Origin of the sequence: Falsirhodobacter sp. 1013, assembly GCF_051195255.1 — a bacterium.
In the GTDB taxonomy this organism is placed as follows: domain Bacteria; phylum Pseudomonadota; class Alphaproteobacteria; order Rhodobacterales; family Rhodobacteraceae; genus Falsirhodobacter.
On the sequence record NZ_JBNJLK010000004.1, the window covers coordinates 53,156 to 66,201 of the forward strand.

At 66.1% G+C, this 13,046-nt stretch carries 13 protein-coding genes; 3 read left to right on the forward strand and 10 right to left on the reverse strand.

Features of this window, described 5'->3' with window-relative positions; translation table 11 throughout:
- Genes dxr through pyrH form a run of 5 tightly spaced genes read right to left on the reverse strand, consistent with a single transcriptional unit; the run spans position 1 to position 4,068 of the window.
- Positions 1–1,170 carry a 1-deoxy-D-xylulose-5-phosphate reductoisomerase gene (gene dxr / locus ACSHZY_RS08255; RefSeq protein WP_435168039.1) on the reverse strand — a complete coding sequence of 390 codons (1,170 nt, stop codon included), beginning with the start codon at positions 1,168–1,170 and terminating at the stop codon, positions 1–3.
- Entirely contained in the window at positions 1,170–1,970 is an 801-nt protein-coding gene (locus ACSHZY_RS08260; RefSeq protein ID WP_435168042.1) for a phosphatidate cytidylyltransferase, read from the reverse strand. The genes dxr and ACSHZY_RS08260 overlap by 1 nt, the downstream gene beginning before the upstream one ends.
- Positions 1,967–2,707, reverse strand: a complete 741-nt coding sequence (gene uppS / locus ACSHZY_RS08265) for a polyprenyl diphosphate synthase (protein WP_435168045.1) — start codon at positions 2,705–2,707, stop codon at positions 1,967–1,969. Before uppS ends, ACSHZY_RS08260 begins: the two co-directional genes overlap by 4 nt.
- Positions 2,708–2,713: 6 nt before the next feature.
- A complete protein-coding gene (gene frr, locus ACSHZY_RS08270) occupies positions 2,714–3,277 on the reverse strand; it encodes a ribosome recycling factor (protein WP_435168047.1) in 564 nt (187 codons plus the stop codon).
- A 59-nt stretch (positions 3,278–3,336) separates the two neighbouring features.
- Entirely contained in the window at positions 3,337–4,068 is a 732-nt protein-coding gene (gene pyrH / locus ACSHZY_RS08275) for a UMP kinase (protein ID WP_435168050.1), read from the reverse strand.
- A 73-nt stretch (positions 4,069–4,141) separates the two neighbouring features.
- On the opposite strand from pyrH, the gene miaA reads away from it, so the two are divergent.
- Both miaA and ACSHZY_RS08285 read left to right on the forward strand, forming a co-directional pair.
- The gene (miaA, locus tag ACSHZY_RS08280; RefSeq protein ID WP_435168053.1) at positions 4,142–5,005 is read left to right on the forward strand and encodes a tRNA (adenosine(37)-N6)-dimethylallyltransferase MiaA; all 864 of its coding nucleotides are present in this window, start codon (positions 4,142–4,144) and stop codon (positions 5,003–5,005) included.
- A 9-nt stretch (positions 5,006–5,014) separates the two neighbouring features.
- A complete protein-coding gene (locus ACSHZY_RS08285) occupies positions 5,015–6,598 on the forward strand; it encodes an ABC transporter substrate-binding protein (protein WP_435168055.1) in 1,584 nt (527 codons plus the stop codon).
- On the opposite strand, the gene der is transcribed toward ACSHZY_RS08285, so the two are convergent.
- From der to ACSHZY_RS08305, 4 genes are read right to left on the reverse strand one after another with little or no spacing between them, the layout of a single operon-like run.
- On the reverse strand, positions 6,595–8,061 hold the full coding sequence (gene der / locus ACSHZY_RS08290; protein WP_435168058.1) for a ribosome biogenesis GTPase Der: 1,467 nt from the start codon (positions 8,059–8,061) through the stop codon (positions 6,595–6,597). The genes ACSHZY_RS08285 and der overlap by 4 nt on opposite strands.
- Before the next feature lie 43 nt (positions 8,062–8,104).
- Positions 8,105–9,427 (reverse strand): PQQ-binding-like beta-propeller repeat protein, encoded by a 1,323-nt coding sequence (locus tag ACSHZY_RS08295; RefSeq protein WP_435168061.1) that lies wholly within the window; start codon positions 9,425–9,427, stop codon positions 8,105–8,107.
- A 12-nt stretch (positions 9,428–9,439) separates the two neighbouring features.
- Entirely contained in the window at positions 9,440–10,087 is a 648-nt protein-coding gene (locus ACSHZY_RS08300) for a hypothetical protein (protein WP_435168064.1), read from the reverse strand.
- A 40-nt stretch (positions 10,088–10,127) separates the two neighbouring features.
- Positions 10,128–11,927 (reverse strand): ABCB family ABC transporter ATP-binding protein/permease, encoded by a 1,800-nt coding sequence (locus ACSHZY_RS08305; protein ID WP_435168067.1) that lies wholly within the window; start codon positions 11,925–11,927, stop codon positions 10,128–10,130.
- Positions 11,928–12,024: 97 nt separating this feature from the next.
- Here ACSHZY_RS08305 and ACSHZY_RS08310 point away from each other — a divergent pair, with 97 nt between their 5' ends.
- The gene (locus ACSHZY_RS08310; RefSeq protein ID WP_435168069.1) at positions 12,025–12,564 is read left to right on the forward strand and encodes a TIGR00730 family Rossman fold protein; all 540 of its coding nucleotides are present in this window, start codon (positions 12,025–12,027) and stop codon (positions 12,562–12,564) included.
- Here the strand turns inward: ACSHZY_RS08310 and ACSHZY_RS08315 are convergent.
- The gene (locus ACSHZY_RS08315) at positions 12,561–13,013 is read right to left on the reverse strand and encodes a host attachment family protein (RefSeq protein WP_435168072.1); all 453 of its coding nucleotides are present in this window, start codon (positions 13,011–13,013) and stop codon (positions 12,561–12,563) included. The two genes, ACSHZY_RS08310 and ACSHZY_RS08315, sit on opposite strands and share 4 nt — an antisense overlap.
- Positions 13,014–13,046 lie beyond the last annotated feature (33 nt).

Here is a 13,046-nt window from a genome sequence, read left to right on the forward strand (position 1 = left end):
TCAGGCCTCTTCGGTGATCGCGGTGGCGATGCGGCGGGCCTCGGCGTCCACCTCCAGCACGTGATCCAAGGATGCAGGGGCGGTGCCCATGTCCGAACGCGTGGATATGCGGGACAGCGTCTCCTCCACCAGCAACGCCATGCGCGGGAATGCGATGCCGCCGGCGATGAAATGATCCAGCGCGATTTCCTTCGCCGCGTTGAAGGCCGCGCCATGCATGCCCCGCGCCTCCATCACCTCGCGCGCAAGGCGAAGGGCAGGAAAACGTGCTTCATCAGGGGCTTGGAAGGAAAGGTTCACGATCTTTGCCAGGTCCAGACGTTCAACGGGAACCGCCCCTCGATCCGGCCAGTGCAGCGCATAGCCGATGGCGTGACGCATGTCGGCCGGCCCCAGATGGGCCATGATGCCGCCATCGCAGAACCCGACCAGCGCGTGAACGATCGATTGCGGATGTACCAGAACCTCGATCCGCACTGGGTCGATATCGAAAAACTCTCGCGTTTCAATAAGTTCCAGGGCCTTATTGAACATGGAGGCACTGTCGATGGAGATGCGCTGACCCATCGCCCAGTTCGGATGCGCCACGGCCTCGGCCAGCGTGGCCTTCGCCATGCGATCCAGGCTCCAGTCACGGAACGGACCGCCGGACGCAGTGATGATGATCCTCTCGACGCAGGAGGGATCCTCCCCCGTCAGCGCCTGAAAGACGGCGGAATGTTCGCTGTCCACCGGCAGGATGGTGGCGCCATGCGCTTGCGCCGTGCGCATCAGCAGCGGCCCGGCCGTGACAAGGCTTTCCTTATTCGCCAGCGCCAACGTGCCGCCGTGACGCAAGGCCCGCAGCCCCGGCACCAGGCCGGCTGCACCGACGATGGCGGACATGGTCCAGTCCACCGGCCGGTCCGCGGCCTCGGCGATGGCCTGCACCCCGCCCGCCACCGCAATTCCGCTTCCCGCAAGGGCGTCGCGCAACGCCGGCAAGCACTCCTCATAGGCGGTGACGGCCAGTTCGGCCCCCAACGTCCGGGCCATTTCGGCCAGACGCGCGATGTTGCGCCCGCCCGTCAGCGCCACGGTCCGGTAGGTACCCGGCGGGGCACGGCGGATCAGGTCATAGGTGCTTTCACCGATGGAACCGGTGGCACCGAAAATGGAAAGGCTGCGCATCAGATGCTGTCCGGTACGGGAAGAGGGAAAAGAAGGCTCAGCAGCATGATCGCAACCACGGCCCCGATGACGGCGTCGAACCGGTCCAGAAGACCACCATGCCCCGGGATCAGGCTGGAGCTGTCCTTGATGCCGGCCCGCCGCTTGATCCAGCTTTCGGCGATGTCCCCCAGCTGGCCGGCAAAGGCCACGATGGCGGACAACAGGATGACCGGCCACGGCTCCCCCGCGAAGATCACGGTGGCAAGGCCGACAAAGGCCGCGCCCACCCAACCGGCGATCGTGCCGGACCAGGTCTTGTTCGGGCTGACGCGGGGCCAGAACTTCGGCCCGCCCAGGCTGCGCCCGACGAAATAGCCCATCACGTCCGACGCCACCACGATGGTGATCAGCCAGACGATGACCAGCGTTCCTTCCATGTTCCGAAGATCGATCAGGGTATAGCCGGTCAGCATGATCGCCAGCGCGTAGACGGCGGCGACCTTGCGGTGATGCAGGCTGGCCAGACAGGCCAGGGGGGGAATGCCCATCAGCACGGGCCGCCACAGGGGGGGCGTGTACAACAGCGCCAGAAGGCAGCCCGCCGCCAAAAGCCCCAGCCCGATCGGCACCCAAAGCGCGCGCGGGTTCTGCATCCGCGCCAGTTCCCATGTCATCAGCCCCGTCAGCAGAACCACCAGCAGCGAGAAGGTCGTCCCGCCCAGCCAGATCTCCACCACTCCGACGCTGAGCATGATCGCGGCCGAGGCCATGCGCTTGGGCAGATCGCCCCAGCGGCCCTGCTTGCGGCCCGCCTTCATGCCTGCCTTACGCCGCCGAAACGGCGATCGCGGTTGCCGAAGCGCGCCACGATCCGCGCCAGTTCATCCGGTGAAAAATCGGGCCACAAGGTCGACGTGAATTCATACTCGGCATAGGCCGTCTGCCACGGCAGAAAGTTGGAGGTCCGCGTCTCGCCCGACGTGCGGATGACCAGATCCGGGTCCGGCAGGTCCGCGGTGTCCAGGGCGGCGGCGATGGTGGCGCTGTTGATCGCCTCGGGCGCCAGCCGGCCGGAAGCCACGTCGGCCGCCATTTTGCGGATGGTGCGCGTCAACTCGTCTCGGCCGCCATAGTTTATGGCCACGGTCAGGTTCAGACGGGACAGGTTGGCCGTCCGCGACTCGATCCCCGCCATCAGGGTCTGCAACCGGGCGTCCAGCCGCGACCGGTCGCCGATGAAGCGCATCCGCACCCCTTCGATGGCCAGCCGGTCGGCTTCCCGCTCGATATAGCGGGCGAAGATGCCCATCAGACCCAGAACCTCTTCGGTGGAGCGTTTCCAGTTCTCGGTGGAAAAGGCGTAGATCGTCAGCCACTCGATCCCCAGATCAGGGGCGCAGCGGACGATCTGCTTCACCCGTTCGGCCCCCTTCCGGTGGCCGACCAGCCGTGGCCAGCTTCGATTCGTGGCCCAGCGGCCGTTGCCATCCATGATGATGGCGACGTGGCGCGCGCCGTCCTGTTTGATGCCGGACACGGGTGTTCCTCCGATCATGCAGGCTCAGACCTGCATGATCTCCTGCTGTTTCTGCTCCAGCGTCTTGTCCACGTTGGCGATGGCCTTGTCCGTCAGGGCCTGAACCTCGTCCGACCACATCTTCTGGTCGTCCTCGGCCATGCCGGCGGCTTTCGCCTTCTTGATCTGGTCCATGCCGTCGCGGCGTACGTTGCGGATGGCCACACGGGTGTTTTCGGCATAGCCGGCGGCGACCTTGGTCAGTTCGCGGCGACGCTCCTCGTTCAATTCCGGGATGGGCAGGCGGATCAGCGGGCCGTCGACCACCGGGTTGATGCCGATGCCGCTTTCGCGGATGGCCTTTTCCACTTTGGAGATCATGCCCTTGTCCCAGACGTTGATCACGACCATCCGCGGCTCGGGCACGTTGACGGTGCCCAGCTGGTTGATCGGTGTCATCTGGCCGTAGGCGTCGACATGGATCGGATCCAGGATCGCGCCCGAAGCGCGCCCCGTCCGCAGAGAGCCGAACTCCACCCGCAAGGCCGCGATCGCGCCGTCCATGCGACGCTCGATCGCGTCGAGATCGATCTCCAGATCGTCAGACATCGGTTTTCCTTCCTGATAGTTCCGCGCTTCATAACAGCCTGTCGCGCGGGGGTATAGCCTTAGCCGCGCACCCGCGTATAGGTGCCTTCGCCGCGCAGGATGCCGCGGAAACCGCCCGGTTCATCCAGCGAGAAGACGATGATCGGCAGGTCGTTGTCGCGGGCCAGCGCGATGGCCGAAGCGTCCATGACGCCCAGATGCTTGGCCAGCACCTCGTCATAGGTCACGTCGTCGTAACGCTTGGCGTCGGCGTGCTTGGCCGGGTCCTTGTCATAGACGCCGTCCACCTTGGTGCCCTTGAAGATGGCCTGGCAGGCCATCTCGTTCGCGCGCAGCGTGGCGGCGGTGTCGGTCGTGAAATAGGGGTTGCCCGTGCCGGCGGCGAAGATGCAGACGCGCTTCTTTTCCAGGTGACGCACGGCGCGGCGGCGGATGTAGGGCTCGCACACCTGGTCCATCGGAATGGCGCTGATCACGCGCGTGTGGATGTTCAGCGCTTCCATCGCGGCCTGCATGGCCAGCGCGTTCATCACCGTCGCCAGCATCCCCATGTAGTCGGCCGTCGTACGCTCCATCCCCTGCGCGGAGCCTTGGAGCCCGCGGAAGATGTTGCCGCCGCCGATCACCATGCAGATCTCCACACCCAGATCGTGAACGGATTTGACCTCGCGGGCGATGCGGTCGACGGTGGGGGGATGCAGGCCGAAGCCCTGATCACCCATCAGCGCCTCTCCCGAAATCTTCAGCATGACGCGCTTGTAGGCAACGGGGGTAGGGGCGATCGTGTTCATGGGGCGCTTTCGTCGGTTTTACTTCGCGTGAAAATGTCTCAAAACGGCGCCGGTTTCAACCGGAGCGACGCGCATGATCGACATTCCCCCCGACCGGCCCGTCCTGATCGCCGGACCGACGGCCAGCGGCAAGTCGGCGCTGGCGGCCCGCATCGTGCGCGACGGCGGGGGCATCGTGGTGAACGCCGATGCATTGCAGGTCTACGGCAACTGGCGGATCCTGACCGCCCGTCCTTCGGTGCCCGAGGAAGAGGCACTTCCCCACGCGCTTTACGGCCATGTGGCCCGGGATGCCCAATATTCGGTCGGTCACTGGCTGCGCGAGGTCGAGGTGATCTTGCAGGGCCCGTTGCGTCCCGTCATCGTCGGCGGCACCGGACTTTATTTCACGGCGCTGACGCAGGGACTGGCCCCGATCCCCGCCACACCCGTCGAAATCCGCACCGAAGGCGACGCCCTGCCCCTGCCCGACCTCATCCGCGCACTGGACGCGGACACGGCCGCCGGAATCGATCTGAGCAACCGCGCCCGCGTTCAGCGCGCGTGGGAGGTGCTGCGGGCGACCGGCAAGGGTCTGGCCGCCTGGCAGGCCGACACTCCGCCCCCCTTGCTGCCGCTGGACCGAGCCATGGCGCTGGTCCTGCGGCCGAAGGCCGCATGGCTCGATGCCCGCATCGACCGACGCTTCGACATGATGATGGCCGATGGCGCGCTGGAGGAGGCGCGGGCCGAACTGCCGCATTGGCAGGCAAACCGCCCCTCGTCCCGCGCCATCGGTGCGCCGGAACTGATCGCCCATCTGCGGGGTGAGATGACGCTGGAAGACGCGGTGGCCGCGGGAAAGCTGGCGACACGGCAATACGCCAAGCGGCAAAGAACATGGTTCCGCAACCGGATGCGCGCATGGCAGGAATTGACCCCGGAAAACGCGGACTAGATCCCCTTCATGCACATCCTCGCCCGCCGCCATCTTCGCGACCACCAGAACGGCCGCCTGTCCCGGCGGGAGTTTCTGACGCGCGTGACAGCGCTGGGCGTGTCGGTGCCACTGGCCTACGATCTGCTGGGCACGGCACCGGTCGCGGCACAGGAAGCACCTGTGGCCGGGGGCACGCTGCGGATGCAGATGCCGACCCTTGCGCTGTGCGATCCGCGCCTTGCCGACTGGCCCGAGATCGGGAACATGCTGCGCGGCTGGCTTGAACCGCTTGTGACCTACAACGCGGACGGCACCTTCACCGGCCACCTGCTGGAGCGGTGGGAACTGTCCGAGGACGGCCTGCACCTGCGCCTTCATCTGCGCCCCGGCATCCTTTGGCAGAACGGAGAGCCGATGGTGGCGGAGCACGTGGCCCACAACCTGCGCCGCTGGTGCGAGCCGGTTCCGCGAAACGGTCTGGCTGCGGTCATGGAGGCGGTGATCCAAGGGCAGATCGAGGTGGTGGATGACCGGATGCTGGACCTGACCCTCGGCTTCCCGGATGCCACCCTGATAGCGAGCATGTCGGACTATAATGCGCTGATCGTCCACCCCTCGTATGACGGCGCAGATCCGGCGGTAAATCCATTAGGGTCCGGACCTTACCGGCCAATCTTGAACGAGGTTGGCAAGATGCAGTCGCTGGAAAAGGTGACGTGGTGGGGCACGCCCGTCTTCGGCGGCCCCTGGCTGGACCGGATCGATTACGTCGACCTCGGCACCGCGCCCATGCGGGCGCTGGAGGCGGCGCAGGCCGGCCTCATCGACGCCGTGGATCAGACGGTCGCCGACAACATCCGCGCGATGGAGGATCTGGGCTGGGTCGCCTCGCAAGCCGAATCCTCGGCGACACTCGCGGTGCGCTTCCAGCAGCAGGACCCCACCTTTGCCGATCGCAGGGTGCGTCAGGCGCTTCAACTGGCCGTCGACAACGGGATCGTGCTGGACATCGGCGTGAACGGGCTGGGCATCCGCGGCGAGAACCACCACGTGTCGCCCCTGCAGCCCGATTATGCCCGCGTGGATCCGCCCGCCACCGACATACCCGCAGCTCAGGCTCTTCTGGCCGAGGCTGGCTTTGCCGAGCACACCTTTATCCTCACCTCGCTCGACGACACGTGGCAGGCGCTAAGCTGCGACGCGGTCGCGGCGCAATTGAACGACGCCGGCATCACCGTCCAGCGCCAGATATTGCCGGGGGCTGAGTATTGGGCGAACTGGCGGTCCTACGGGTTTTCAGGCACCTATTGGAACATGCGTCCGCTGGGGGTTCAGGTGCTTCGGCTCGCCTATCGTAGCGGTTCCGCCTGGAACGAAACGGGATTTTCCAACCCCGATTTCGACAAGGCGCTGGATCGTGCACTGGGCATCGCCGGCGCCACCGAACGGCAGAAGGTGATGGCCGAACTGGAAACGATCCTGCGCGAGGAGGCGGTGCTGATCCAGCCCTTCTGGCGCAGCCTGACCCGCCACGCCACGCCACGATTGCGCGGCGCGGCGATCCTGCCGACGCTGGAACACCGCCACCACGAATGGTGGCTGGCGCCCTAGGGCTTCTTCTTGTCCAGGTGCTTGCGAAGACGCGACGGTGTCCCGAAGTTCTTCTTGTCCTTGTAGGGATTCTTGTCGCCCTGCCCGCGCAGCGTCAAGCGGATCGGCGTGCCCGGCATGTCAAAATGGTCGCGCAACCCGTTGACAAGATAGCGTTTGTAGCTGTCGGGCACCATGTCTTGATGGCTGCACATCACGATGAAGCCCGGCGGACGGGTCTTCACCTGCGTCATGTAGCGCATCTTGATCCGGCGGCCGCCCGGGGCCGGCGGCGGGTGGGCCTCCGTCATCGCGCCCAGCCACGAGTTCAGGCGCGCGGTGGGGATGCGCTGGTTCCAGGTGTCGTGCACGCGCAGGATGGCGTCGCGCAACCGCTCCAGTCCCCGGCCTGTCTTGGCCGAGACGGTGATCAGCGGCGCCCCACGAAGCTGCGGCAGAAGACGGTCGAACATCTCCTTCACCTCGGCCAGCTTGTCCTGCTTGTCGTCTTCCAGATCCCACTTGTTGACCGCGATGACGACGGCCCGCCCCTCCGTCTCGGCATAGTCGGCGATGCGCAGGTCCTGCTGCTCGAACGGGATCTCCACGTCCAGAAGCACCACGACGACTTCTGCGAAGCGGACGGCACGCAGACCGTCGGACACCGACAGCTTTTCAACCTTGTCCGTGATCTTGGCCTTCTTGCGCATCCCCGCCGTGTCAAAGATACGGATCGGCGTGCCGTTCCAGTCCGTGCGGATGGAGATGGCGTCGCGGGTGATCCCCGCCTCCGGCCCCGTCAGCAGACGGTCATGGCCCAGGATCTTGTTGATCAGCGTGGATTTTCCCGCGTTCGGACGGCCGATCACGGCGATCTGAAGGGGGTGCTTGTCAGTAGGCTTGTGCGCCTCGGGATCGGATTCTTCTTCCGAGTCCTCGGGCACATCGACGTCGATGATCGGGGCGTCCTGCTCCGCCCGTTCGGCAAAGCCGTCGGCGATGGGAACGAGGATGCGGTAAAGATCGTCCATCCCCTCGCCATGCTCGGCCGACAGGCGGACGGGTTCACCCAGACCAAGGCTCCAAGCCTCGATCGCGCCGCTGTCGCCGGCCTTGCCCTCGGCCTTGTTCACGCCAAGGATGACATGCGCGTTCTTGCGGCGCAGGATGTCGGCGAAGACCTCGTCGCTGGGGGTCACGCCAACCCGGCCGTCGATCAGGAACAGGCAGACGTCGGCCATGTCCACCGCGCGTTCGGTCAAGCGGCGCATCCGGCCTTGAAGGCTATCATCGGTCACTTCCTCCAGCCCCGCCGTGTCTATCACGGTGAAGCGAAGGTCGATCAGCTTGGCATCGCCCTCGCGCAGATCGCGCGTGACGCCGGGCTGGTCGTCGACCAGCGCCAGCCGCTTGCCGACCAGCCGGTTGAACAGGGTCGATTTGCCCACGTTGGGCCGCCCGACAATGGCGAGGGTGAAACTCATGCCGCTCTCCTTACGAAGGTCGGACGCTTACACTGTCCTTGCGTCAGCGGAAAGCGTGAATCCGACCATCCGTCGATACCACATAGATCGCGCCGCCCGCGACCGCCGGTTGCGCCGCAGCCCCGCCGTCCAGATCCAGCGTCCCCACAAGGTTGCCGTTGATCGGATCGAACATCCGCAGGACCCCGTCGGCCGAGGCCACGACGACCCGCCCGCCCGCGATGACCGGCCCGTAATGCGCCACGATCGCCGCACGCTTGCGAACCTTCTTTGCCTTGTAATACGGCATCGGCACGGACCAGATGGTCTGGCCCGTCGCGGCGTCCAGACGCACCAGATGCGCCTCGTCCGACACGAGGAAGAGCGAGTTGCCGCCCACCGCGACGGGGCCGTAAGCCCCTTCCTTCGCCGCCCAGATCCGTTCGCCGGTGCCCCGGTCGACCGCGACGGTCTGACCGCCCTGGTTGCCGACATAGATGCGCTGGCCATCCACCACGGGATCGCCGGTGATGTCGGACATCAGGGCATAGGTGCGGCCACGCCGCTGTCCCGCCACGGCGGTGGTCCAGCTGCGCGAACCCGACTGGCGCAGAACGGCCATCACCTCACCCGTGGCGAAGGGAAGGATCACCTCACCCCCCGCGACGGCGGGGGAGCCTGTCCCCAGCATGCCGCCGATTTCCGACGTGCCCAGAACCGTCCAGTCCACACGGCCGGTGCCGGCGTCCACGGCCCAAGCCGTTCCGTCACGCGCCACGGCATAAACCGTTCCGCCCTCCACCGTCGGCGCGCCGATCGCGGCCGCGCCCAGATCCTGCCGCCACAGAACCGCGCCCGTGGCAGGGTCGAGCGCCACAAGCTCGCCATATCCCGTCGTCGCGAACAGGCGCCCGTCCCCGAAGGCGAGCCCGCCGCCCGAGATCTGGGACCCTTCACCGGACGGACGCAGCGGCGTCGTCCATTGAAGCTGCCCCGAGGTCGAGACCGAGGCCACCCGCGTGTCCGCGTCCATGGCAAAGACCTGATTGCCGGCGGCAACCGGCGCGGCGGCAATGCGCTGCCGATTTCCGTTCCCGTCGCCGAGCCGCACCGACCACACCTCGGTCGGGGTGGCCGACAAGGCGCCATTGCCCGCAAGATGCTGGGCGTTGCCGCCGCGATGCGTCCAGCTTCCCGCCCGCTGGGCCGGAAGGGCGATGGGTGCCGCGCGGTTGGTGGTCAGCCCCGTCGTGTCGGCGCCGCCCGACAGGCTCGCCTCCAGCGGGGCGCGCACGTCGAAACGGGGACCGGGCAAGGTGGCTTCCCGCTGGCAACCGGCCACGGCCAGTGCGGCCAGCGTGACAAGAGCCGTGGTTGTCTTCATCATGGGGAAACCCTCCTAGCCGGCGGCGATGGAACCGCCCAGGGCGGTGATGACCTGCGACGCGCGCTGGCGAAGATCGGCCGGGCTTTGCTGATCCGTCAGCAGCGCCTTCAGGCCTTCGATGGCAGCCTGCGTGTCGCCGGCCTCGATGTCCAGATAGGCCAGCTGCTCCCGCGCCAGTGGGCGATAGGGCTGGCCCGGCCCGGTCAGGGGTTGCAGAAGAGCGCGGCGTTCCTCGACCGACAGGCTGTCGCCGGCCACCACGGCCTTGCGCAGAACGGCCAGATCATGGAACGCGGCCGGAAGGCTGGTGTCGGCGATCACGCTGTCCAGTGCGGCCACCGTGGCGGCGCGGTCCTGATCCGGGTCGGAGGCCTTGATGAGGCCGACCAGCGCCTCGCGCGGGCCTTCGGCCGTCACCCCGTCCAGCGCCGTGCGCCGCGCCTCGGGCGTGTCGGCCTGAAGGGCGGCCATCAGGGCATCCCCAAGCGCCTGCGACGACGTTTCATGCGCCTGCCGCTGCCAACCCGTCCACGCCACGCCGCCGGCGATGGCCAGCACGATCACACCGGCCACCCAACCGTAACGCTTCAGCGCGCCGAACAAACGCTCACGACGCAGCTCGTCGGCCACCTCGCTCATGAAGTTGTCGGAGTTGCTCACGAAAACCGCTCCCTTGCCTTTGTCATCGTCTTACACAGTTTCAGCGCGGATTGCCAAGAGCGTCCGCCTCTTCCGCGGACTGGTGCGCCCAAAGGCGCGCGTAGCGGCCGCCAAGGGCCAGAAGCTCCTCGTGCCGGCCATGTTCGGCCACGCGGCCCGCTTCCATGACAAGGATGCGGTCGGCGTCGGCGATGGTCGACAGACGGTGCGCGATCGTGACCACGGTGCGGCCCTGCGACATCTCGCGCAGGCTGTCCTGGATGTCCCGTTCGGTCTGCGTGTCCAGGGCCGAGGTCGCCTCGTCCAGAAGCAGGATCGGCGGGTTCTTCAAGATGGTGCGGGCGATGCCCACGCGCTGCTTTTCCCCGCCCGACAGCTTCAGCCCGCGTTCCCCCACCGTTGTTTCATACCCGTCCGGCAAGGACAGGATGAAGTCGTGGATCTTCGCGGCGCGGGCGGCAGCGAAGATCGCCTCCTCCCCGGCATCAGGACGACCATAGGCGATGTTGTAGCGGATGGTGTCGTTGAACAGGACCGTGTCCTGCGGCACGACGCCGATCTGGTCGTGCAGGCTGTCCTGCGTCACGTCGCGCAGATCCTGCCCGTCGATCCGCACCGCACCGCCCGTCACGTCATAGAAGCGGAACAGCAGGCGCCCGACGGTCGACTTGCCCGCGCCCGAGGGCCCGACCAGCGCGATCGTCTGCCCCGGTTCCGCCCGGAAGGACAGGCCCTGCAGGATGGGCCGTGCCGGATCATAGCCGAATTCGACGGCATCAAATTCCACCGCGCCGCCTGCAACCTGCAGCTTCTTGGCGTCGGGACGATCCTCAATCTCGGCCGGTTGACCCAGAAGGCCGAACATCTGGCCCATGTCGACCAGCGCCTGCCGGATCTCGCGGTAGACGGTGCCGAGAAAGCCGAGCGGCATGGTGATCTGGATCATGTAGGCGTTGACCATGACGAAATCGCCCACGGTCAGCGTGCCGGCCGTGACACCGCGCGCGGCCATGACCATGACGGCCACAAGACCTGCCGTGATGATCGCACCCTGCCCCATGTTCAGCAACGACAGGCTTTGCCCGGTGCGGATGGCGGCCCGTTCGTAGCCCGACATGGCCGTGTCGTAGCGGCCGGCCTCGCGGCTTTCGGCGCCGAAATACTTCACCGTCTCAAAGTTCAGGAGGCTGTCCACGGCCTTCTGGTTCGCGTCGTTGTCGGAATCGTTCATCTCCTGCCGGATGCGAACGCGGATTTCCGTCACCTTCAGGGTGAACGCGATGTAGAGGCCGACCGTCAGCAGCACGACCGCCATGTAGGCAAAGCCGAACACGACCCAGAAGATGATCGCAACCAGCGCCAGTTCCAGAATCAGCGGCCCGATGGAGAAGAGGAGGAAGCGCAGCAGGAAGTCGACGCCCTTCACCCCCCGTTCCATCACCCGCGACAGGGTGCCGGTCCGGCGCATGATGTGATACCGCAGGCTCAGGCGGTGGAGGTGCGTGAACGTTTCCAGCGCGAGCGCACGCAACGCCCGCTGCCCCACGCGCACGAAGACCAGATCGCGCAACTCGCCGAAGGCCTGCGCCCCGAACCGCGCCAGGCCATAGGCGAGCGTAAGCCCGACCGCGCCCAGAACCATGGGCGACGCCTCGCCCCCAAGGGCGTCCACAGCGGCCTTGTAGACGGCAGGCGTGGAGACGGAGATGACCTTTGCCAGAACCAGCAGCAGCAGCGCGCCCACCACACGGCGGCGCACCCAGGGCTGATCCTTGGGCCAAAGATAGGGAAGGACGCGGGCGATGGTCTGCCAGCCGCTGCTTGGGGTCTCGGTGCTCATGCCCATCTCATACGGCTGGCGGCGGGAAATGGCCAGATGGTCACCTTGCCGTCGCAAAGGCATCGGTTGTAGGCTGGACCGAAAAAGAAGGTGAAGCATGAGCTATTCAATGTCTGTCTGCGTGTTCTGCGGATCGCGCCCCGGCAACCGCCCCTCCTACATGACCGCGGCCGCCGAAACCGGCCAGATGATCGCCCGCAACGGCTGGCGGCTGGTGTATGGCGCTGGGGATGTGGGCCTGATGGGCGAAGTCGCGCGGGGTGCCGCGGCGGGGGACACGCTGGGCGTCATTCCCGAACACCTAATGGCCCGCGAACAGGGCCGGCGCGATGTCACGCATTTCGTGGTCACCGACAACATGCATGTGCGCAAGACGGTGATGTACATGAATTCGGACAAGATCGTGGTGCTGCCAGGCGGCGCCGGATCACTGGACGAATTCTTCGAGGTGCTGACCTGGCGTCAAATCGGCCTGCACAGCAAGCCGATCTTCCTCCTGAATACAGAGGGTTACTGGAATCCGCTCATGCAGGTTCTGAACCACACGGTGCAGGAAGGGTTTGCCGAAGCCGGTTTGCTTGACTTTGTCCGTCTGGCTGACACGGTTCCGGAGTTGGAGCAGGCCCTGAAGGGCTAGGCCGACATCTCGGCCAGCACCGCCTGTTCGATCTTGTCGATCGGCATGGATGTCAGGGACTTCGGAATCTCCTGCACGATCTTGGCCTGAACCTCCTTGTGGAGTTCGGACCGGAGCACGCCAAGGGTTTGCGGTGCCGCCACGATCACGAGCCGGTCGAAGCGGCCCTTCTGCGACATCTTGTACAGACGTTCGGCGAGATCCTGGGCAAAGCGATCCCGCTCCAGCTGATGATAATCCGTCTCCTCGATCGCAGAGCCGGTGCCACCCGCACGGTTGCCGAGTTGACCGGCCTTGTCGGTGCTTTGTTCTCGATCCGGCGGATTGTCGTGGGTCTCCACCGCGCGAACGCGCAGGATGGGATATTGCGCGTCGCCCTCGTTCTCAAGGAACAGGGCCTTTTCGCCATCTGCCACCACAACCCAGGTGCCGTTGGTCAGCCGTTGCATCTCGTTCTCCTTCTTGCCGTTCGGTGGTGCAAC

What these genes read in the sequence shown, in the direction of transcription:
- ACSHZY_RS08295 (WP_435168061.1), bottom strand. Translation starts at nt 9,427, where the DNA reads ATGATGAAGACAACCACGGCTCTTGTCACGCTGGCCGCACTGGCCGTG.
- miaA (WP_435168053.1), top strand. Translation starts at nt 4,142, where the DNA reads ATGATCGACATTCCCCCCGACCGGCCCGTCCTGATCGCCGGACCGACG.
- ACSHZY_RS08260 (WP_435168042.1), bottom strand. Translation starts at nt 1,970, where the DNA reads ATGAAGGCGGGCCGCAAGCAGGGCCGCTGGGGCGATCTGCCCAAGCGC.
- ACSHZY_RS08285 (WP_435168055.1), top strand. Translation starts at nt 5,015, where the DNA reads ATGCACATCCTCGCCCGCCGCCATCTTCGCGACCACCAGAACGGCCGC.
- uppS (WP_435168045.1), bottom strand. Translation starts at nt 2,707, where the DNA reads ATGATCGGAGGAACACCCGTGTCCGGCATCAAACAGGACGGCGCGCGC.
- frr (WP_435168047.1), bottom strand. Translation starts at nt 3,277, where the DNA reads ATGTCTGACGATCTGGAGATCGATCTCGACGCGATCGAGCGTCGCATG.
- pyrH (WP_435168050.1), bottom strand. Translation starts at nt 4,068, where the DNA reads ATGAACACGATCGCCCCTACCCCCGTTGCCTACAAGCGCGTCATGCTG.
- ACSHZY_RS08310 (WP_435168069.1), top strand. Translation starts at nt 12,025, where the DNA reads ATGAGCTATTCAATGTCTGTCTGCGTGTTCTGCGGATCGCGCCCCGGC.
- der (WP_435168058.1), bottom strand. Translation starts at nt 8,061, where the DNA reads ATGAGTTTCACCCTCGCCATTGTCGGGCGGCCCAACGTGGGCAAATCG.
- ACSHZY_RS08315 (WP_435168072.1), bottom strand. Translation starts at nt 13,013, where the DNA reads ATGCAACGGCTGACCAACGGCACCTGGGTTGTGGTGGCAGATGGCGAA.
- dxr (WP_435168039.1), bottom strand. Translation starts at nt 1,170, where the DNA reads ATGCGCAGCCTTTCCATTTTCGGTGCCACCGGTTCCATCGGTGAAAGC.
- ACSHZY_RS08305 (WP_435168067.1), bottom strand. Translation starts at nt 11,927, where the DNA reads ATGAGCACCGAGACCCCAAGCAGCGGCTGGCAGACCATCGCCCGCGTC.